The sequence below is a fragment of the Pseudomonas sp. GW822-FHT04H02 genome (assembly GCF_058800645.1).
In genome coordinates this window covers 792443-810907 of sequence record NZ_JBXAMM010000004.1, presented here as the reverse complement: position 1 = coordinate 810907, position 18465 = coordinate 792443, and the positions used below count along the sequence as shown (strand labels likewise).

Annotated in this window: 20 protein-coding genes and 1 pseudogene; 8 read left to right on the top strand and 13 right to left on the bottom strand. The window is 64.8% G+C overall.

Going from position 1 to position 18465, the window contains the following annotated elements; translation table 11 throughout:
- Positions 1 to 12: 12 nt before the first annotated feature.
- The 6 genes from ddpX to AC1RMG_RS21095 form a co-directional block, all read right to left on the bottom strand.
- Positions 13 to 570 carry a D-alanyl-D-alanine dipeptidase gene (gene ddpX, locus AC1RMG_RS21120; RefSeq protein ID WP_011062307.1) on the bottom strand — a complete coding sequence of 186 codons (558 nt, stop codon included), beginning with the start codon at positions 568 to 570 and terminating at the stop codon, positions 13 to 15.
- Between the two features lie 32 nt (positions 571 to 602).
- Positions 603 to 1463 (bottom strand): MurR/RpiR family transcriptional regulator, encoded by an 861-nt coding sequence (locus tag AC1RMG_RS21115; protein ID WP_015636369.1) that lies wholly within the window; start codon positions 1461 to 1463, stop codon positions 603 to 605.
- A gap of 140 nt (positions 1464 to 1603) precedes the next feature.
- A complete protein-coding gene (locus AC1RMG_RS21110) occupies positions 1604 to 2110 on the bottom strand; it encodes a nucleoside 2-deoxyribosyltransferase (protein ID WP_210671435.1) in 507 nt (168 codons plus the stop codon).
- Between the two features lie 17 nt (positions 2111 to 2127).
- Positions 2128 to 2580, bottom strand: coding sequence for a GNAT family N-acetyltransferase (locus tag AC1RMG_RS21105; RefSeq protein WP_210458351.1), 453 nt, complete (start codon positions 2578 to 2580; stop codon positions 2128 to 2130).
- A gap of 83 nt (positions 2581 to 2663) precedes the next feature.
- A complete protein-coding gene (gene queD / locus AC1RMG_RS21100; RefSeq protein WP_011062303.1) occupies positions 2664 to 3020 on the bottom strand; it encodes a 6-carboxytetrahydropterin synthase QueD in 357 nt (118 codons plus the stop codon).
- Positions 3021 to 3150: 130 nt separating this feature from the next.
- Entirely contained in the window at positions 3151 to 4230 is a 1080-nt protein-coding gene (locus AC1RMG_RS21095) for a patatin-like phospholipase domain-containing protein (RefSeq protein WP_053159522.1), read from the bottom strand.
- Between the two features lie 161 nt (positions 4231 to 4391).
- Between AC1RMG_RS21095 and AC1RMG_RS21090 the strand changes: the two genes are divergently transcribed.
- Genes AC1RMG_RS21090 through AC1RMG_RS21075 form a run of 4 tightly spaced genes read left to right on the top strand, consistent with a single transcriptional unit; the run spans position 4392 to position 6995 of the window.
- Positions 4392 to 4700, top strand: coding sequence for a PepSY domain-containing protein (locus AC1RMG_RS21090; RefSeq protein ID WP_011062301.1), 309 nt, complete (start codon positions 4392 to 4394; stop codon positions 4698 to 4700).
- Positions 4700 to 5017 (top strand): PepSY domain-containing protein, encoded by a 318-nt coding sequence (locus AC1RMG_RS21085; protein WP_011062300.1) that lies wholly within the window; start codon positions 4700 to 4702, stop codon positions 5015 to 5017. The genes AC1RMG_RS21090 and AC1RMG_RS21085 overlap by 1 nt, the downstream gene beginning before the upstream one ends.
- Positions 5017 to 5685 (top strand): response regulator transcription factor, encoded by a 669-nt coding sequence (locus tag AC1RMG_RS21080; protein WP_041119167.1) that lies wholly within the window; start codon positions 5017 to 5019, stop codon positions 5683 to 5685. The genes AC1RMG_RS21085 and AC1RMG_RS21080 overlap by 1 nt, the downstream gene beginning before the upstream one ends.
- Positions 5682 to 6995: a sensor histidine kinase gene (locus AC1RMG_RS21075; RefSeq protein WP_011062298.1), complete on the top strand. Its 1314-nt coding sequence runs from the start codon at positions 5682 to 5684 to the stop codon at positions 6993 to 6995. The genes AC1RMG_RS21080 and AC1RMG_RS21075 overlap by 4 nt, the downstream gene beginning before the upstream one ends.
- Positions 6996 to 7053: 58 nt before the next feature.
- Here AC1RMG_RS21075 and AC1RMG_RS21070 read toward each other — a convergent pair whose 3' ends face one another.
- Complete coding sequence (locus tag AC1RMG_RS21070; RefSeq protein WP_370059513.1) at positions 7054 to 7809, bottom strand: methyl-accepting chemotaxis protein; 756 nt, start codon at positions 7807 to 7809, stop codon at positions 7054 to 7056.
- A gap of 102 nt (positions 7810 to 7911) precedes the next feature.
- A pseudogene (locus AC1RMG_RS21065) lies at positions 7912 to 8982 on the bottom strand (cache domain-containing protein); the annotation flags it as partial.
- 566 nt (positions 8983 to 9548) lie between these two features.
- On the opposite strand from AC1RMG_RS21065, the gene AC1RMG_RS21060 reads away from it, so the two are divergent.
- Together AC1RMG_RS21060 and ctpM are read left to right on the top strand one after the other, a co-directional pair.
- Positions 9549 to 10865, top strand: coding sequence for a Na+/H+ antiporter family protein (locus tag AC1RMG_RS21060; protein WP_493170261.1), 1317 nt, complete (start codon positions 9549 to 9551; stop codon positions 10863 to 10865).
- Positions 10866 to 11056: 191 nt separating this feature from the next.
- Entirely contained in the window at positions 11057 to 12736 is a 1680-nt protein-coding gene (gene ctpM, locus AC1RMG_RS21055) for a methyl-accepting chemotaxis protein CtpM (protein WP_011062295.1), read from the top strand.
- Between the two features lie 149 nt (positions 12737 to 12885).
- Here the strand turns inward: ctpM and trhP are convergent, their stop codons facing one another.
- Positions 12886 to 14211: a prephenate-dependent tRNA uridine(34) hydroxylase TrhP gene (gene trhP, locus AC1RMG_RS21050; protein ID WP_019092843.1), complete on the bottom strand. Its 1326-nt coding sequence runs from the start codon at positions 14209 to 14211 to the stop codon at positions 12886 to 12888.
- Between the two features lie 159 nt (positions 14212 to 14370).
- On the opposite strand from trhP, the gene AC1RMG_RS21045 reads away from it, so the two are divergent.
- Positions 14371 to 15432, top strand: coding sequence for an AI-2E family transporter (locus AC1RMG_RS21045; protein WP_011062293.1), 1062 nt, complete (start codon positions 14371 to 14373; stop codon positions 15430 to 15432).
- On the opposite strand, the gene AC1RMG_RS21040 is transcribed toward AC1RMG_RS21045, so the two are convergent.
- The 3 genes from AC1RMG_RS21040 to AC1RMG_RS21030 form a co-directional block, all read right to left on the bottom strand.
- Complete coding sequence (locus AC1RMG_RS21040) at positions 15429 to 15611, bottom strand: hypothetical protein (protein ID WP_053152771.1); 183 nt, start codon at positions 15609 to 15611, stop codon at positions 15429 to 15431. The two genes, AC1RMG_RS21045 and AC1RMG_RS21040, sit on opposite strands and share 4 nt — an antisense overlap.
- A gap of 107 nt (positions 15612 to 15718) precedes the next feature.
- Positions 15719 to 15913 carry a hypothetical protein gene (locus tag AC1RMG_RS21035; RefSeq protein WP_011062291.1) on the bottom strand — a complete coding sequence of 65 codons (195 nt, stop codon included), beginning with the start codon at positions 15911 to 15913 and terminating at the stop codon, positions 15719 to 15721.
- A gap of 248 nt (positions 15914 to 16161) precedes the next feature.
- The gene (locus AC1RMG_RS21030) at positions 16162 to 16530 is read right to left on the bottom strand and encodes a hypothetical protein (RefSeq protein WP_015636359.1); all 369 of its coding nucleotides are present in this window, start codon (positions 16528 to 16530) and stop codon (positions 16162 to 16164) included.
- A gap of 249 nt (positions 16531 to 16779) precedes the next feature.
- On the opposite strand from AC1RMG_RS21030, the gene AC1RMG_RS21025 reads away from it, so the two are divergent.
- Positions 16780 to 17598, top strand: coding sequence for a shikimate 5-dehydrogenase (locus AC1RMG_RS21025; RefSeq protein ID WP_493170150.1), 819 nt, complete (start codon positions 16780 to 16782; stop codon positions 17596 to 17598).
- A gap of 101 nt (positions 17599 to 17699) precedes the next feature.
- Here the strand turns inward: AC1RMG_RS21025 and AC1RMG_RS21020 are convergent, their stop codons facing one another.
- Positions 17700 to 18350, bottom strand: a complete 651-nt coding sequence (locus tag AC1RMG_RS21020) for a YceH family protein (RefSeq protein ID WP_019092845.1) — start codon at positions 18348 to 18350, stop codon at positions 17700 to 17702.
- Positions 18351 to 18465: the final 115 nt, after the last annotated feature.

Here is an 18465-nt window from a genome sequence, read left to right as displayed (position 1 = left end):
GGGAACGGGAAATCAGTGTTCGAAGGGCTGGTCGTGCTCCTGGATCAGGGGAAAGTCCTCGGCGTTGGGCAGCTCGTAGTGCCACCACTCGGTGGGGATCGCCTCGAAGCCGGCGCTGAGCATGATCCCCAGCAGCATCAGGCGGTTGCGCTGCACCTGGGGCGGCAGGTCGCTGTAGAACTGGTGCGACTTGGGCTCCATGGCGTCGAAGGCGGTGCCCATGTCCAGCGGCTCGCCGGTTTCATCCACCAGGGTCAGGTCCACGGCCACGCCCCGGGTGTGGTGCGAGCCCAGGCGCGGGTCGCGCACGTAGTCCGGGTTGGGCAGGGCCTGCCACAGCAGGTGCTGGGCGTAGGCCGGGCGGTAGGCGTCGTAGATGCGCAGGCCCAGGCCGGCCATGCGTGCCAGCTGGCTGGCCTTGTACAGGCAGGCGGCGGCGTCCTTGTGCAGCAGGCAGCGGGCGTTGCGATAGATCACCTGGCCGGCCAGGTTGTCGGCGCCGGCGTAGATCAGGTCGATCTGAAGCTGATGGCGCTGGGCGTCGATTTCGACAAGGGGGCTGTTGTTCACTCACTCACTCCATCTGGGTTAACGCTTGAAGGTCAGGACTCGAACTGGCCGAAGGCTTCCTGCAACTGTCGGTTCTTGGCCAGGCGCTGGTCCAGGCGCTCGCCATAGCCCTCGGCCACGGCGGACACCATCAGGTTGAACAGGCAGGTCAGGGGCGCGAGGGAATCCCAGAACTGGCCGACATCGGTTTTCAGTTGCAGCAGGTCCAGCGGGTAGTCCCGGGCCCAGGGGCACTGCAGGTCGGTGACCAGGGCCAGGGGCAGGGCGTTGGCATTGGCCACTTCGCAGAAGGTCTGGGTGATGCTGGAGTAGGCGCGAAAGTCGGAGATGATCGCGTAGGGCTTGGCAAAGCCGGAGTTCAGGGTCTCGGCGTAGATGCCTGAAAGCCCGTCCACGTAGTAGACCTTGGGCCGGATGTATTCCAGGTGGCTGTGGAAGGCGTTGAGGATGCCCCGGGTCGACTGGATGCCGATGATGAACACCGCGTCGGCCTCGACGATCTGTTGCACGATGGCGGCGAAGGGCTGGCTGCGGGCCAGGCCATAGACATGCTGGATGGCCTCGATCTCGCGATGCATCGAGCGCTCCAGGGCATCGTCCTGATGGGCTTCGCTGCGAAAGGCGCCGAGCCGATCGGTGATCAGCCAGGAGGCCGGGGCATCGCCGCGCAGGCCTTGCTTGACGTCATCCAGGTTGCGATAGCCCAGCGAGCGCAGGAAGCGCCCCACGGAAATCCCCGTGGTGCCGGCTTGCTGGGCGATGCTGTCGGCGGTCTCGAAGGGCAACTGCTGGAGGTTGGCCAGCAGGTAGGTGGCGATGCGCTTGCCGGTGGGGGTCAGGCTTGCAAACTGCTGTTCCAGGGTGACTTGGAAACTGTTCTTGTCCATGACCATCTCGCCGGGCGTTCGCTGGAAATGTTATTTGTGTTTCATTTTTGTATCTCGTGTTAGAAACATAACATCGGCTTTCGCGACAAGACAAGGCTTTTGTCCGGGGTGGTCGTTTTCGGCAGAAAGTGACGTTGCCGGCTATCTCAGCCCGATGGAGGGGAAGCGCTCAGCCAGCACCCGAGGTCGAAGATGGCGGCTTCCACACTGCTGCTGCGGCCGCTCCAGCTGCAGGCCAGCATCAGGTTGCGCGGCAGGTTGAAGTCCTCCACCGCAAAGCCCTGGGCGTCGCGCCCGGCGTGATCGTGGGGCACCTGCCGGCGCAGGGTGGCGGGGCCTTCGAAGTAGGCCCACACCGGTTTGCCCAGGGCGACCGCCGCGCCCACTTCGAAGGCGGTGCCGGAATCCGGCTCCAGGCCGCGAAAGTCATTCAGGTTGGCCAGCAATGCATCGCAGCCGCGGATCATCAGCAGGTTCTGCCGGTAGATCCACTGCGCGGTGGCTTCTGGCGTGAGGCGAGGTGGCGCCTGGTTATCCAGGGGAAACAGGCCGTGCAGGCCCTGGGCGCTGCACAGTTGCTTGAGGTATTCGCCATGGGCCGGGGCGTCGGCGCGAAACACATCGAAGCCGGCGAGGTAGATACGTGGAGGCATGGAGAGGGCTCCTGGGTTCAGTCCAGTGGCTTGCTCATGTACACCCGGTGCAGGCCGTGCTCCACGGCGCGGTGGGTTTCCACGTAGCCGTGGCGGCTGTACAGGGCGATGTTCTCGCTCATGGCTGCGTTGGTGTACAGGCGCACGCAACGGTGACCGGCGGCCGCGGCCTGTTGTTCGGCAAAGGCCAGCAGTTGCCGGCCATGGCCCCGGCCCTGGGCCTCGGGGTGGACCGCCAGGTTGTCCAGCAGCAGGGCTTGATGGGCGTCCAGCAGGACAACGAAACCGGCGATTGCCTGTTGCTCCTCCAGGACCCAGACCTGCCGGGCCAGCACCAGGCACGAATAGTCTTCGAGCATGGGCGCCGGTTCCCGGCCGATCCGCGCGATATAGGGCGCATAGGCGCGCTTGGCGATGCCTTCGATGGCGGCGAGGTCGGGCAGGGCAGCGGGGCGAATGGTCGGCGGCATGGGCGCGAGTGCTCGGGTAACGGCGGGGTGGGGCAATCATAGGCATAAAAAAACCACCCCGTGGGGTGGTTTCTTCGGCGGGCTTATTCGCCGCGGTAGATGCAGCCGCTGGTGCAGGTTTCGTGGATGCGGATCGCACTCAGCTCCGGCAGCAGGGGCTTGAGCTCATTCCAGATCCATTTGGCCAGGACTTCGCTGGTGGGGTTTTCCAGGCCGGGAATGTCGTTCAGGTAGTTGTGGTCCAGGCGCTCGTACAGCGGCTTGAAGATCGCCTTGATTTCCGAGAAGTCGCGGATCCAGCCGGTGTGTGCGTCGACCTCGCCACTGAGGTGGATCGCCACCTTGAACGAGTGGCCATGGAGGCGGCCGCACTTGTGGCCCTCGGGCACGAAAGGCAGGCGGTGGGCGGATTCGAAGGTGAATTCTTTGAAGATTTCCACAGTGTCGGTCAGCTCTGTCAGATGGCTATCGCCCGGGGGCGAGTTGAGGCAGGCGGCGAGTTTATCAGCTTGCCCCGGCGCTTGCGGAAAAACCCTGACTAAAGGGTCAGTCCGCAGCGGCAAGCCTTCTCTAGAGGCTCTGCAGGCGCTCGCCGAGGCGGTTCTGTGCGGCCAGCTCGAGGAACTCGTCCCCCAGGCGCCGGCTTTCGTCCATGGCGTTGCGCCAGTATTTTTGCCGGCCGGCGTCGTCGCCCATGAAGCGCTTGAAGTCGTTGCGGTCCGGCAACTTGCCGTAGGGCAGGCGCGCCAGGTATTCCTTCGATGGCGCCAGCAGCAAGACGTCCCGCAGGCGTTCGGGGCTGGCCCGGCGCCAGGGCAGGGTCTTGTCGAACCAGCCGGGGATCACCCGGTCGGTGAAGTGCGGGTAGAGCACGATGTCGCTGCCGCTGTAGGGCAGGTCCAGGTGGTAGTCCAGCAGGCCGCCGTCGCGGAAGGTGCCGGCCCCGGCGCCGGGCAGATCGCGCACGCCCTGCATGACCATGGGGATCGAGCCCGAGGCCAGCAGCGCCTGGCGCAGGTTGCCGCGGTCCAGAGGCACGAAGCGCGAGGGGAAGTCTTCCAGGGTGTGCAAGGGCGGGGCCAGGCGCGGGTCGTGCAGCACCAGGCGCTCGAAGTGCCGGGCCAGGCGCGCGCGGCCCCGCAGATTGTCGGCGATCACCGAGGACAGCCCCAGGCCGAGGCGCCCGCGATGGTCGTCGGCGAGCAGGCCGTGGCTTTTGACCACCATGATGTTCAGCCGGTAGTGAGGGTTGTCGAGGATCGAAGCGTCGCGGCCCTCCAGCAGGTCCTCGAGCATGCGCCGGGAGCTCTGGCTGATCTGCGCCATGGTCACGCCCTTGGCAAAGCTCTGGGCGTTGTACAACTGGCCGAGGCGACGGATGCCTTCGGCGGCGTCCGGCAGGCAGGCGCTGGCGAAGCGCCAGGAACCCACCGAGGCGCCGATCAGCGAGCGTTCCCGGGGCGCCGATGGCAGCCATTCACCGAACAGCGCCAGGTCCAGGCCCTGGATGCCCAGGGCCTTGGGGCCGCCGGCGGCGCCGGGCAAGGTGCCGACTTCACGGGGGTGCAGGCCTTGCTGGCGGATGCGGGCCAGGGCGCGGGGGCCGGCCTTGAGGGTCAGGGCGGGAAACTTGATATGGATGGCGGTCATACCGGGCTCACTCTTGAATCAGCCGCCGAGTATAGAGACACCTGGGGCCGCGGGCCGAGTGAAACCTGTGTCAGACCCATGCTGGCCATTCAGTTTCAATTAAGTTGCCTTGGGTATGGTCTGCGGCATCGGCCTTTGGCCACCGACTTTGGAGAACTGCCATGAAGACCCTTGCCGCGCTGTTCGGCGCCAGCCTTGTCGCCCTGACCGCCAGCCTGGCCCACGCCCGCGACCTGGGGCCGGACGAAGCCCTGAGACTGCGCGACGCTGGTACCATTGTGTCCTTTGAAAAACTCAATGCCACGGCCCTGTCCCGGCATCCTGGGGCGAGCATCAGTGAAACCGAGCTGGAAGAAGAGTACGGCAAGTACATCTACCAGGTTGAACTGCGCGACCCGCAGGGGCTGGAATGGGACCTGGAACTGGACGCCGTGAGCGGCCAGGTACTCAAGGATCATCAGGACACCTAATGAACCGCACTCTGCGCACCGCCGGCAGCCGTGCAGCCCTGGCGCTGCTGCTGTTCTGCTCCCTGGCCATGGCCCGCGACCTGGACCAGGACGAGGCCCTGCGCCTGCGCCAGCAAGGGGTGATCCTGCCCCTGGAGCAACTGCTCAAGCAGGCCATGGACCGTTACCCCGGGGCCAAGCTGCTGGAGGCCGAGCTGGAAGAAAAGCACGATGTGTACATCTATGAAGTCGAGCTGTTGACTGTGGACGGGGTGGTTCGCGAGCTGGACCTGGAAGCCGCCACCGGGCGTTTGTTGAAAGATGAGGAAGACGACTGATGCGCCTGCTTGTGGTGGAAGACCACGTATCCCTGGCCGATGAACTGCTTGAAGGCCTGAACCGCCAGGGCTACGCCGTGGACTGGCTGGCCGACGGCCGCGACGCGCTGTACCAGGGCGCCAGCGAACCCTATGACCTGATCATCCTCGACCTCGGCCTGCCCGGGGTGCCGGGCCTGGAGGTGCTGCGAAAGTGGCGCGCCGATGGCCTGGCAACGCCGGTGCTGGTCCTCACCGCCCGCGGCTCCTGGGCCGAGCGCATCGAGGGGCTCAAGGCCGGCGCCGACGATTACCTGAGCAAACCGTTCCATCCCGAAGAGCTGCACCTGCGGGTCCAGGCCCTGCTGCGCCGCTCCCATGGCCAGGCCAACCAGCAGACCCTGCAGGCCGCCGGGCTGCACCTGGACGAGGGCCGGCAATGTGTGGTCCGCGACGGCCAGGATGTCTTGCTGACCGCCGCGGAGTTCCGCCTGTTGCGCTATTTCATGCTGCACCCGCAGCAGATCCTGTCCAAAAGCCACCTGGCCGAACACCTCTACGACGGTGAAACCGAGCGCGATTCCAACGTCCTCGAAGTTCACGTCAACCACCTGCGGCGCAAGCTGGGTCGCAGTGTGATCGAAACCCGCCGCGGCCAGGGTTATCTGTTCGGCGGAACCACTTCGTGAGATCGATCCAGCGCCGCCTGAGCCTGGGCCTGATCACGGTGATGGTGGTGGTCGGGCTGGTGCTGGCGCAGACCAGCCTCTGGCTGTTCGAGGTGGGCCTGCAACGCTACCTGGAAGCCGGCCTGCGCAACGACAGCGAGAGCCTGCTGCTGGCCCTGGTGCGCGGCCCTCAGGGGCTGCAGCTGGATGAACGACGTCTGTCGCCGGCCTACCAGCGGCCGTTTTCGGGGCACTATTTCCGTATCGATTTTGCCGATGTGCACTGGCGCTCGCGCTCACTGTGGGACCAGGAACTGCCGCAACTGGAGCGCGCCGGCCTGCAGGGCAACCTGCAACTGGGGCCGGAGGGCCAGCAACTGCTGGTGCTGCGCAGCGACTACAAGCGCCTCGGGCAGTCGATCTCCATCAGCGTGGCCCAGGACTACACCCCGGTGCGTGAAAGCTTCCAGCGCATGCGCCAGATCGGCCTCGGGCTGGGGCTGGCCGGGCTGCTGCTGATCCTGCTGCTGCAACGCCTGACCGTGCGCCGCGCCCTGCGCCCGCTGGAAACCGCCCGCGAGCAGATCGCCCAGTTGCAACAGGGCCAGCGTTCGCAACTGGATGCCCAGGTGCCGGTGGAACTGGAGCCCCTGGTGGCGCAGATCAACCACTTGCTGGCCCATACCGAAGACAGTCTCAACCGTTCCCGCAATGCCCTGGGCAACCTGGGCCATGCCTTGAAGACCCCGCTGGCGGTGCTCCTGAGCCTGGCGTCGAGCCCCAGGCTCGACGGCCACCCCGAGGTGCGCAGGATGCTCCAGGAACAGTTGGAGCAGGTGCAGCAGCGCCTCAATCGCGAACTCAACCGCGCGCGGCTGGCGGGGGATGCGTTGCCCGGGGTGCTGTTCGAGTGCGATGCCGAACTGCCGGGGCTCCTGGCGACCTTGAACATGATCCATGGCCAGCACCTGGAACTGAGCTACCAGGCGCCACCGGGGCTGCGCCTGCCCTGGGACCGGGAAGACCTGCTGGAGCTCTTGGGCAACCTGCTGGACAACGCCTGCAAATGGGCGGATGCCCAGGTGCGCCTGAGCGTGGAAGAGCGGCCGCAGGGCTTCTGCCTGGCGGTGGACGACGACGGTCCGGGCATTCCCGAAGCGCGGCGCGATGAGGTATTCGGCCGGGGCACGCGCCTGGATGAACAGACCCACGGCCACGGGCTGGGCCTGGGCATCGTGCGCGACATCGTCGACGCCTGCGGTGGAACCCTGAACCTGGGGGAAAGCGAGTGGGGCGGCTTGCGGGTAGAGATCGAACTGCCCAGGCGCTGAACTTGCCGGGCGCCAGGTTCGGCGCCCGTGATGGCTATCGCAGCCTGCGACAGCGGGGTCAGACGCGGAACTGGTCCATCAGGCTCTGTTGCTGGTTGGCCAGGCTGTTGAGCGACTGGCTGACCCGCGCCGATTCATTGGCCTGCCCCGACAGCGATTCGGTGACATCGCGAATGGTCGCCACGTTGCTGTTGATCTCTTCGGCCACCGCGCTCTGCTGTTCGGCGGCGCTGGCAATCTGCAGGTTCATGTCGCTGATCACGGTTACCGCATCGCCGATCTGGCGCAGGGCGGTGACCGCCTGGCCCACTTGTTCGACGCTGCCCTGGGCCTGGCGATGGCTGTTGTTCATCGAACCCACCACCTCCCGCGTGCCGTTCTGCAGTTGCTCGATCACCTGGCGGGTTTCTTCCACCGACTCCTGGGTGCGCTGGGCCAGGTTGCGCACCTCATCGGCCACCACCGCGAAGCCGCGGCCGGCTTCCCCGGCGCGAGCGGCTTCGATGGCCGCGTTCAAGGCCAGCAGGTTGGTCTGCTCGGCGATGGCGCGGATCACTTCCAGCACCGAACCGATCTGCTCGCTGTTGGCAGCCAGGCCTTCGACCTGGGTCATGGCGGCGCTCATGTCGGCGGCCAGCAAGTCGATGCTGCGGGTGGTGTGGTCGATCACGTTCAGGCCCTGGCGGGTGGCCTGGTCGGCATCCCGCGCGGCCTGGGCGGCCTGGGCCGCGCTGCGGGCCACGTCCTGGGCGGTGGCGCTCATTTCATGGGAAGCGGTGGCCACCTGGTCCACCTGGCGATACTGCTGCTCCATGCCGGCGCTGGTCTGGGTGGCGATGGCCGAGGACTGGTCGGCGGTGCCGCGAGCGTCCTGCACCGAGCGTTTTACCTCGGCGATGATCGGCTGCAGCTTGTCCAGGAAGCGGTTGAACCAGCCGGCCAGTTGGCCCAGTTCGTCCGGCTTGTCGTAGGCCAGGCGCCGGGTCAGGTCGCCTTCGCCGCTGGCGATGTCTTCGAGCATGTGGGCCACGCCGAGGATCGGCCGGGTCACGCTGCGGGCCATCAGCCACACCAGCAACAGGCCCACCACCGCGGCCAGCAGGCCCAGGCCGAGCTCGATCAGGGTGCCGCTGTTGTTGCGCGCATCCAGCTCGCTTTTCAGGGCTTCGGCCGGGCCTACCAGGACTTTTTCCGGAACATCCAGCAGTACGCCCCAGGCCTTGCCACCGGGGATCGGGGTGAAGGGCGCCAGCACCTTGAGTTCACGGTTGCTGTGCAGGCTCTGGGTCTGGGTGCTGTTGGCCAGCAGGCGGATCAGCTCGGCGCCGTTGGTGGTGTCGACGCTGTCCAGGCGCTGGCTGAGCTTGCTGGCGTCCGGGCTGTAGCCGGCCAGCAGGCCCGCCGGGCTCAGGATGCTGACGTTGGTCTGGCCGGCATAGAGGCGCTTGCTGGCGCTCTGGCTGATGGCCTGGAGGCTGTTGAGGTTGATGTCCACCGACAGCGAAGCGATGACTTTGCCGTCCACCATCAGCGGGAAGACGATGCTGGTCATCAGCACCTTCTGGCCGTCGATGTCATAGAAGTAGGGTTCGATCACGCAGGGCTTGAGGGTGCTGCGCGGGCAGGTGAACCAGGCGTTGGCCGGCTGGCCGCTGGGGCCGGTGCGGGTGTCGCTCATGTCGCTTTCGGGCAGTGACATGGAGGTCAGCTTGCCCGGGGTGGGTTGGGACCAGTACAGGGCGAAGCGGCCCTTTTCGTTGCTGCCCAGTTCGCTCTGGCCGCCGAACAACTCGTCCTTGCCGTCCAGGGCGTTGGCTTCGAACACCAGGGACAGGCCCAGCAAGTCGGGGTTGGCCTGCAGCGCCGACTTGACCTGGCGGGTCAGGTCCTCGCGCAGGTCGAAGGCGTCGAGGAAGCGTTTCTCGGCCTGTTCCCGCAGGAACAGCACCTGGCGCGAGAAGCCGTGGCCGTATTGATAGGCGTCCATGAATTGCTGGCGAATGCCCAGTGCCTGGACTTCACCCTGGGCCTCGATCCGCGCCTGGGCGGCTTCGTTGAGCATCCCCATGCTCGAGGCCTTCACCAGCTCGGAGCTGTGCTCCATGCGATACAGCGAAAGCCCCACCAACAGCGACACGATGCCCAACAGGCAGAGTCCGGCCAGCAAGGTGATTTTCCATTGGATGGAAAGTTGTCTGAGCGACATGGAGACGTCCTTTATTCGATAAATATCTGAGACTTTGCACTGTAGCGGCCGACCAATGGCGTTCTTTAAACGCTTGTTCGAAATAAACCGCGAGGCGCTGGGGCTGCTGTGCAGCCCAGTGCGAGCAAGCTCCCTCGCCACGGGTACGGGGTTGGTCTTGGGGGCTTTACGAGCAAGCTAGCTCCTGCGGGCGGCGGGGTGCGGGGTTTTGACAAGCCGGGTCGGCTGCTGCAAAGTGCGCCCCCCTAATAAGAACCTCTTTCATTTCGATGTCGGCAGCCCGCTGCCTTCCGGTCGGTCACAGGCTTTTGCGCCATTTTTAGCGGCGCAGTAATGAGGTAACGATGATTAACGCAGTAATTGCCGCGGTTGGCGTAATGCTGGTGCTCAGCCTGTCCCGCGTGCATGTAGTGATCGCCCTGATCATTGGCGCCCTGGTGGGCGGCCTGGTGGGCGGCCTGGGCATCGAGGCCACGCTCAAGGCCTTCAATAGCGGCCTGGGGGGCGGTGCCACCGTGGCCATGTCCTACGCCTTGCTCGGTGCTTTCGCCGTGGCGATTGCCAAATCCGGGCTGGCCCATGCGTTGGCGGACAAGATCCTGCTGCTGGTGGACCGGCAGGACGCCAACGGCGGCGGCCAGGTCAAGTGGCTGCTGATCGGCCTGCTGTGGGTGGTGGCGATTGCCTCGCAGAACATCCTGCCGATCCACATTGCCTTCATTCCGCTGCTGGTGCCGCCGCTGCTGTATGTGCTGACCAAGCTGCAACTGGATCGCCGGCTGATCGCCTGTGTGATCACCTTCGGCCTGATCACCCCCTACATGTTCCTGCCGGTGGGTTTCGGCAACATCTTCCTCAACGAAATCCTCCTGGCCAACGTGGCCCGCAGCGGCGTCGATATCAGCCAGGTCAACGTCACCCACGCCATGGGCATTCCCGCCCTGGGCATGCTTTGCGGCTTGCTGCTGGCGTTCTTCAGCTACCGCAAGAAGCGCGTCTATGACCTGGACCGCATCGAGAAGGTCGAGCAGGTGGCGGTGCAGTACAACCCGCGGACCCTGCTGGTGGCCGCGGCGGCCATAGTCGCGGCGTTCGTGATCCAGCTGCTGCTGGACTCGATGATTATCGGTGCCTTGTGCGGCTTCCTGATTTTCTCGGTGTCGGGCATCGTGCGCTGGCGCGAGACCGACGACCTGTTCACCGAAGGCATGAAGATGATGGCCATGATCGGCTTCATCATGATCGCCGCCTCGGGGTTCGCCGAAGTGATGAAGGCCACCGGCGAGGTCAATTCCCTGGTCCAGGCCTCGGCGGCCTGGATCGGCCACAGCAAGGGCGTGGGCGCCTTGCTGATGCTGCTGGTGGGCCTGCTGGTGACCATGGGCATCGGTTCGTCGTTCTCCACGGTGCCGATCCTCGCGGCGATCTTCGTGCCTTTGTGTGTGCAACTGGGCTTCAGCCCGCTGGCCATCGTCTGCATCGTCGGCACCGCCGGTGCCCTGGGCGATGCCGGTTCGCCGGCCTCGGACTCGACCCTGGGACCGACCTCGGGCCTGAATATCGACGGCCAGCACCACCACATCTGGGACACCGTGGTTCCGACCTTCCTGCACTACAACCTGCCGCTGCTGGCCTTCGGCTGGGTGGCGGCCATGGTCCTCTGATCATCTCGCTCTCGTAGAAGCCGGGGGTTGTCGTAGGAGCTGGCTTGCCAGCGAAGGCATCGGCAAGGTCGGTGCAAGGCTCGAGGGCCCCTTCGCCGGCAAGCCGGCTCCTACGGGTTCAGGCTCAACTTTTTTTTTGGCGTGCCGTTAACGGCATATCACGCCAATAAAAAACCAAGAGTGAGCCCCCTATGCGCTTGAGCCTGAAGGCCAAAGTCCTGTCCCTGGCAGTACTCCCGGTACTGCTGTTCGCCCTGGTGATCAGCCTGAGCACCGTGCTCATGCTGCGCCAGCAGGCACAGAAGGAAGTCGAGGAAACCCGCAACCGGCTGCTGACTGAAGCCAAGGCCACCCTGCAGAGTTATGTGGAAGTCGCGCTGACTACCGTCAAGCCGCTCTACGATGCGGCGGCGCAGGGCGATCAGGCCGCCCGGGCCGAAGTGGTCAAGCTGCTGTCCAATATCAGCTATGGCAAGGACGGCTACTTCTTCGGCTACGACTCCGAGACTGTGCGCCTGTTCAAGGGCAACAGCCCGGACGGCGTGGGCAAGAGCTTCAAGGACAACCGCGACCCCAACGGTGTGTACGTCAACCGCGAGCTGGTGCGGGTCGGCAAGGACGGCAGCCACTATGTGCAATACAGCTCGACCCAGCCGGGCAGCGACGTGCTGGTGCCCAAGCTGGGCTACACCGAGTACCTGCCCAAGTGGGACATGGTGCTGGGCACCTCGGTCAACCTCGATGGCATCGACGCCCAGGTCGCCGCAGTGCAGAGCAGCGTCAACCAGCGCATGGAAGGCATGGTCCTGAGCATCCTCGGGATCGCCGCGGTGGTGCTGGTGGTGATCGCCGCCCTGGGCATGCTGGTGGCCAACACCATGCTGCGCCCGCTGAACCTGATGAAAGCCAACCTCGACGATATCGCCGCCGGCGAGGGCGACCTGACCCGGCGCCTGGCCATTACCAGCCAGGACGAACTGGGGCAGTTGGCCGGCTCGTTCAACCGCTTTGTCGACAAGATCCACGGCCTGGTGCGGCAGATCACCGAGATGACCGGCCAGCTCACCGAGCTGGTGACCCAGGTCTCGGATCAGGCCCAGCGTTCGGAACAGGCCATGGAGCGCCAGCGCCACGAGACCGATCAGGTGGCCACGGCGATCAACGAAATGTCCTCCGCAGCCCATGAGGTGGCCCGCAGCGCCCAGGGCGCAGCCGTTGCCGCCCAGCAGACCGATGAAGAGGGCCAGGCGGCCAAGCGCGTGGTGGATGGCAGTATTCAGCAGATCCATGCGCTGGTCAGCGATATCCGCAACAGCGGTACTTCCCTGGACAGCCTGCAGCAGGACGTGACGTCGATTGTCAGCGTGCTGGACGTGATCCGCTCGATCGCCGAGCAGACCAACCTGCTGGCCCTGAACGCCGCCATCGAAGCGGCTCGGGCCGGGGAGGCCGGGCGCGGTTTTGCGGTGGTGGCCGACGAAGTACGGGCCCTGGCCAGCCGCACCCAGCAGAGCACTCAGGAAATCCAGGGCATGATCGACCGCCTGCAGCAGGGCACCCGGGTGGCGGTGGACGCCATGCGCCGTTCCAGCGATGCCGGCGACGGCACCTCGGTGAAGGCCAACGAAGCCGGGGCGTCGCTGGACACCATGGCCCAGTTGATCGGCACCATCAATTCGATGAACGCGCAGATTGCCAGTGCGGCGGAAGAACAGACTGCGGTGGCCGAGGAGATCAATCGCAGCGTGCATCAGATCGCCGTGGCGGTGGACAGTGTGGCCGATGAAACCCAGCGCGGCGCCCAGACTTCCCGCAGCCTGGCGGACCTGGGTCAGCGCCTGGGGCGGCTGGTGGGACAATTCCGTATCTGAGGGCGGGGCGCCGGTGGCTGGTGTAGCCGCTGCCAAGCCTGCGAGGCTGCGAGAAGGCCCGAAGGGCCTTGTGTGGCGGTCTTTTGGCAGCCCGCCAGAAGGTCCCACCGCCCCCGTCAGCAGCTACATCAGGGTGTTAACTGCACGGCTCAGGCACTGATATCGCGCATCAGCAGGCCAAAGCGCAGGTCCACCTGATCAGGGATCGGCAGGTACACCGTATGGCCGTCACCTGGCGCCACTTCGATGGCTTCGCCCTTGGCGTTCTGCAACTGGTGCAGGTCGAAGTGGAAGTTGCCCCGAGGGGTCATCAGTTCCATGTGATCGCCCAGGGCGAAACGGTTTTTCACCTTCACTTCGGCCAGGCGGTCGCGGCGTTCGCCGGTCAGTTCACCGACGAACTGCTGGCGCTCCGACACCGAGCTGCCGTTCTGGTAGTTCTGATACTCGTCATGCACATGCCGGCGCAGGAAACCCTCGGTGTAGCCGCGCTGGGCCAGGGACTCCAGATCGCTCATCAACTGGCGGTCGAACTCGCGGCCAGCGGCGGCATCGTCGATGGCCCGGCGATAGACCTGGGTGGTGCGTGCGCAATAGAAGTGCGACTTGGTGCGCCCCTCGATCTTCAGCGAGTGCACGCCCATGCGGGTCAGGCGCTCCACGTGCTGCACCGCCCGCAGGTCCTTGGCGTTCATGATGTAGGTGCCGTGCTCGTCTTCGAAGGCCGGCATCAGCTCGCCCGGGCGATTGGCTTCCTGCAGCAGGAACACCTGGTCGGTGGGGGCGCCCAGGCCCAGGGTCGGCTCCGGTTGGTAGCTCTGCACGATGTCGCCCACGGCATTCTCGGTGGCCGCCTGGGCGCTGTATTTCCAGCGGCAGGCATTGGTGCAGGTGCCCTGGTTGGCGTCGCGCTTGTTCATGTAGCCCGACAGCAGGCAACGCCCGGAGTAGGCCATGCACAGCGCCCCGTGGACGAAGACTTCCAGCTCCATGCCCGGCACCTGCTGGCGGATTTCCTCGATCTCCTCCAGGGACAGTTCCCGGGACAGGATGATCCGGGTCAGGCCCTGCTGTTGCCAGAACTCGACGCTGGCCCAGTTCACCGTGTTGGCCTGCACCGAGAGGTGGATCGGCATCTGCGGGAAGTGCCGGCGTACCAGCATGATCAGCCCCGGGTCGGACATGATCAGCGCATCCGGGGCCATCTCGATCACCGGCGCCAGGTCCTTGAGGAAGGTCTTGAGCTTGGCATTGTGTGGGGCGATGTTGACCACCACGTAGAAGCGCTTGCCCTGGGCCTGGGCCTCGCGGATACCGAGGGCCAGGTTGGCATGGTCGAATTCGTTGTTGCGTACCCGCAGGCTGTAGCGCGGCTGGCCGGCGTACACCGCGTCGGCGCCATAGGCGAAGGCGTAGCGCATGTTCTTCAGGGTGCCGGCGGGGGCCAGGAGTTCGGGTTTGGCGAGGAGCGTCATGGGGCTGTCGGTCGCAAAAGGTCGCGAGGGTAAGCCAGTGCGCTAGGGTATTCATTGATCTGGATCTATGCCGACAGCAGAAAAAACGGCACTCGGCGCCGCGGCCGGGGACTAAGCCTCAGGACGCTGATTTTCCGCGTGACAGACCTGGACCTGTAGATGAACCAAACCAACCTGCAAAACAAAAGCCTGCTGCTGTTGCTGGCACTGGTGACCCTGGCCTTTATCTGGATTCTGCTGCCGTTCTACGGTGCGCTGTTCTGGGCAGTGATCCTGGGCATTGTCTTCGCCCCCTTGCAGCGTCGGCTGCAGGCCCGCTTCGGCTGGCAGCGCAACTTGACGTCCCTGTGCACCCTGTTGATCTGCCTGGTGATCGCGATTCTGCCGGTGATCATCACCAGCGTGCTGCTGGTGCAGGAGGGGGCCGAGCTGTACAAGAAAATCGAAAGCGGCCAGCTGGATATCGCCGCCTACCTGGCTCAGTTCAAGCACAGCCTGCCGCCGTACTTCCAGCACCTGCTGGACCGCTTCGGCCTGGGCGAACTCAAGGGGCTGCAGGAGAAGGTGGTCAAGAGCGCGATGCAGGGCAGCCAGTACCTGGCGACCCAGGCTTTCAGCTTCGGCCAGGGCACCTTCGAGTTCGTGGTGAGCTTCTTTATCATGCTCTACCTGCTGTTCTTCTTTCTGCGCGACGGCCCGGAGCTGGTGCGCAAGATCCGCACCGCCGTGCCCCTGGCGGAATACCAGAAGCGCCGCCTGCAATTGAAGTTCAACCGAGTGGTGCGGGCCACGGTCAAGGGCAATGTGCTGGTGGCGGTGACCCAGGGCGCCCTGGGGGGCTTGATCTTCTGGTTCCTCGACATTCCCAGCGCCTTGCTCTGGGCGGTGCTGATGGCGTTCCTGTCACTGTTGCCGGCCGTGGGGGCGGGGATTGTCTGGGGGCCGGTGGCGGCCTACTTCCTGATCAGCGGAGCGATCTGGCAAGGGGTGGTGCTGGGGCTGTTCGGGGTGTTCGTGATCGGCCTGGTGGACAACCTGCTGCGGCCGATCCTGGTGGGCAAGGACACCAAGATGCCGGACTACCTGATCCTGATCTCGACCCTGGGAGGGCTGGCGATCTTCGGCCTCAACGGCTTTGTCATCGGGCCCCTGATTGCCGCGCTGTTCATGTCCAGCTGGGCCCTGTTCGTCGAGACCCGGCCCCGGGTGCAGTTGCCCTAGGGCTGGACGATGCGCAGCGCCAGTTGCCGGGACAGGGTCTGGGCGGCGGGCAGGGAGGTCAGCGGGCCGCTGACCATCTCGCCGTCGCGCACCAGGTACCAGCAAGCCAGCAACCCCAGTTCCCTGAGCGATGCGGGGACCGCGCTGCCGATGACGGACATGATCTGAACCTTGGGCATGACAACCTCCTCGATCTGAGGGGGTTACCTTACAAAGCCCCAAGTGCTACGAAAAATCACCCAATCTGATAGTGGACATTGATGCCGGTGCTACCGCAGCCGGCAGTTCAGTCCACCACCTGGTCGAGCATGTGCAGCACTTCCTGCTCGTTGAGCAGGCCCTTGCGCACCAGGTTCTGGGCCAGCAGCGAGAGGAACTTGGCGCTGCGGTGGCCTTCCAGGTGCTTGAGTTCGGTCAGGGCGTCGTACACCCGGCTGGAGGTGCAGAGGCCGGCGACGCGGTGCGGGTTTTGCGTGGGCATGGATTCGTCCTTGTTGTTATGGGCCTGTGGCGAGCGGACTGTGTCGATCTTGTCGTCCTTGAATGACACAAACATGACAGTCGCATGTCGCTCACCGCAGCCGTGGGATCAGTACACTATTGCCGGATTTAAACGCAAATACTGTTCCAGTCACGACATGCTTGAGAATTATTCAGACATTCGGATAGTGGCAAAATGCAACAAGCCCCGCTTTGGGGGCGGGGCCTGTTGTTTGATTCTGCCAGTGCTTACCAGCGGCCGGGACCCGGGCCGTAATAGTAATGCGGGTGGCCGTAGTAACCGCGAGGTGGCCCGTAGTACACCGGTGCCGGGCGGTAGTAGACCGGTTGCTGCACATAGACCGGTGCCGGCTGGTAGTAGACCGGTGGTGGCGGTGCGGCATAGACCGGCTGCGGTTGGACATACACCGGCGCTTGCTGCACATAGACCGGGCGATCCTGGTTGGCGATCACCGAACCCACTACGGCAGCGCCGACAACAGCACCCAAGGCGGCGGGCCCGACCCAGCCACCACCACCGTGGGCTGAAGCCTGGCCTGCGACAGCGAGTGCACCAATGAGCAAGGCTATCTTGGGGATTTTGGAGATCATGGTCATTCCTCGGTTCAACCCCAGCGTTTATGGTCTGCACCAGACTCAAGAACTGACGCGGGGATACTTCTAAGACAGCGGTTCCTGCGAAATCTGCACAGCCGCTGAGTAAATATTGTGTAAGGTCTGTACCGGTCTCTTTACCGTCATCCCTGGGCGGTGGCGAAGGCCGGTGAACACGCGCCGATATGATCAGGCCAAGCGGCGCGCCAGACCAATCCCGTCCATCTGAAAGTGCCGAGCGAGGAAACTGATATGCAAATGAACCCCAACAAAGACACTCAGTTGTGCATGTCCTTGTCCGGGCGCCCGGGGAATTTCGGCCTGCGTTTTCACAACCACCTGTATGAGCAGTTGGGTCTCAATTTCTACTACAAGGCCTTCAGCAGCCAGGACCTGCCCGGCGCCGTCGCCGGGATCCGGGCGCTGGGCATCCGCGGTTGCGGGGTGTCCATGCCGTTCAAGGAAGACTGCATCGCCCTGGTGGATGAGCTGGATGCCTCGGCCCGGGCCATTGCCTCGATCAATACCATCGTCAACACCAACGGCCATCTCAAGGCCTACAACACCGACTACATCGCCGTGGCGCAATTGCTCGCGGGCCACGGGGTGCCTCGAGAGTCGAGCTTTGCCCTGCGCGGCAGCGGCGGCATGGCCAAGGCCGTGGCCAGTGCCTTGCGTGATGGTGGTTATGCCAACGGGGTGATCGTGGCCCGCAACGAAGTGGCCGGGCGCGCCCTGGCCAGCTCCCTGGGTTATGAGTGGCAGGGCGAGTTGGGCAGCCTGCGGCCGCAGATGCTGATCAACGTCACCCCGATCGGCATGAGCGGCGGGCCAGAGGCGCAGCAGCTGGCGTTCGACGCCGAGGCGATAAAGGCGGCGCAGACGGTGTTCGATGTAGTGGCGGTGCCGCCGGAGACGCCGTTGATCCTGCGGGCCCGGGCCGAGGGCAAGCAGGTCATCACCGGGCTGGAAGTGATTGCCATCCAGGCGCTGGAGCAGTTCGTGCTTTATACCGGGGTGCGCCCGAGCGAAGAGCAGTTCCAGAAGGCCGTGGCCTTCGCCCGCCACTGAGCCCGAAGCCCTGTCACCGCTGCCGCAGGCCGCGACAAGGCCAGCAGGGCCCTGAAGCCCCCTTCGAGGTCGATCGCAGCCTGCGGCAGCGGCTCCGGGGTTCAGCCTTCGAGTTGGGCCAGGCGCTCTTCCAGGGCAGCGATCCGCGCTTCCAGTTCTTCGATGCGTTCCACTGAAACCGCGCCGCCGGCGCTGCGCTCAACCGGGTTGCTGCGGGCGGCGAGGATTGCCTCGATGTCCGCCGGGTCACCCAGGGCGTGGGTATAACGGTCTTCGCGCTGGCCGGCCTGCCGCGGAATGTGCAGGGCCAGGCCCCGGGCAATCAGGCGTTCGAGCTGGTGCAGGACCTGCTCGCTGTCTTCGAAATCATGCATGCGCCCGCTACGGGTCAGCAGTTCGTTGACCGTCTGCGGGCCACGCAGGAACATCAGGCCGCACAGGATCAGTTGCGCCGGCACCAGTTCCAGGGCCTTGTCCAGGCGCTGTTCCCAGCGATCGGCGCGGCTGCCCATCACCAGGCGGGTGAAGCCCTGGGCTTCGAGGGCACGCAGGCTTTGCCCGACCTGGCCCTGGGTCAGGTTCATCACCGGTTCGCGGCTGGTTTTCTGATTGCAGGCAATCACCAGGGCGTTGAGAGTCAGGGGATAGGTTTCCGGGCTGGTGGCCTGCTTTTCGATCAACGAACCCAGGATGCGGATATCGGTACTGCTCAAGCGCAGTGCTTCACCAGGTGTGTCGTGCTCGCTGCTCATAAGTGCTGGTCCCTTGGTCACTGATGGATGGATCGTGAAAAAAACGCCACCGGGCGCTGGAACAGCGTCCGGGTTTTCTGCGTGGCCGGGTCGGCCACTTTCGAGGGGCTCTGTT

Coding starts and splice junctions, on each gene's coding strand:
- AC1RMG_RS21115 (WP_015636369.1), bottom strand. CDS start 1,463: ATGGTCATGGACAAGAACAGTTTCCAAGTCACCCTGGAACAGCAGTTT.
- AC1RMG_RS21110 (WP_210671435.1), bottom strand. CDS start 2,110: ATGCCTCCACGTATCTACCTCGCCGGCTTCGATGTGTTTCGCGCCGAC.
- AC1RMG_RS21105 (WP_210458351.1), bottom strand. CDS start 2,580: ATGCCGCCGACCATTCGCCCCGCTGCCCTGCCCGACCTCGCCGCCATC.
- AC1RMG_RS21095 (WP_053159522.1), bottom strand. CDS start 4,230: ATGACCGCCATCCATATCAAGTTTCCCGCCCTGACCCTCAAGGCCGGC.
- AC1RMG_RS21090 (WP_011062301.1), top strand. CDS start 4,392: ATGAAGACCCTTGCCGCGCTGTTCGGCGCCAGCCTTGTCGCCCTGACC.
- AC1RMG_RS21085 (WP_011062300.1), top strand. CDS start 4,700: ATGAACCGCACTCTGCGCACCGCCGGCAGCCGTGCAGCCCTGGCGCTG.
- AC1RMG_RS21080 (WP_041119167.1), top strand. CDS start 5,017: ATGCGCCTGCTTGTGGTGGAAGACCACGTATCCCTGGCCGATGAACTG.
- AC1RMG_RS21070 (WP_370059513.1), bottom strand. CDS start 7,809: ATGGAGCAGCAGTATCGCCAGGTGGACCAGGTGGCCACCGCTTCCCAT.
- ctpM (WP_011062295.1), top strand. CDS start 11,057: ATGCGCTTGAGCCTGAAGGCCAAAGTCCTGTCCCTGGCAGTACTCCCG.
- trhP (WP_019092843.1), bottom strand. CDS start 14,211: ATGACGCTCCTCGCCAAACCCGAACTCCTGGCCCCCGCCGGCACCCTG.
- AC1RMG_RS21045 (WP_011062293.1), top strand. CDS start 14,371: ATGAACCAAACCAACCTGCAAAACAAAAGCCTGCTGCTGTTGCTGGCA.
- AC1RMG_RS21040 (WP_053152771.1), bottom strand. CDS start 15,611: ATGCCCAAGGTTCAGATCATGTCCGTCATCGGCAGCGCGGTCCCCGCA.
- AC1RMG_RS21035 (WP_011062291.1), bottom strand. CDS start 15,913: ATGCCCACGCAAAACCCGCACCGCGTCGCCGGCCTCTGCACCTCCAGC.
- AC1RMG_RS21030 (WP_015636359.1), bottom strand. CDS start 16,530: ATGACCATGATCTCCAAAATCCCCAAGATAGCCTTGCTCATTGGTGCA.
- AC1RMG_RS21025 (WP_493170150.1), top strand. CDS start 16,780: ATGCAAATGAACCCCAACAAAGACACTCAGTTGTGCATGTCCTTGTCC.
- AC1RMG_RS21020 (WP_019092845.1), bottom strand. CDS start 18,350: ATGAGCAGCGAGCACGACACACCTGGTGAAGCACTGCGCTTGAGCAGT.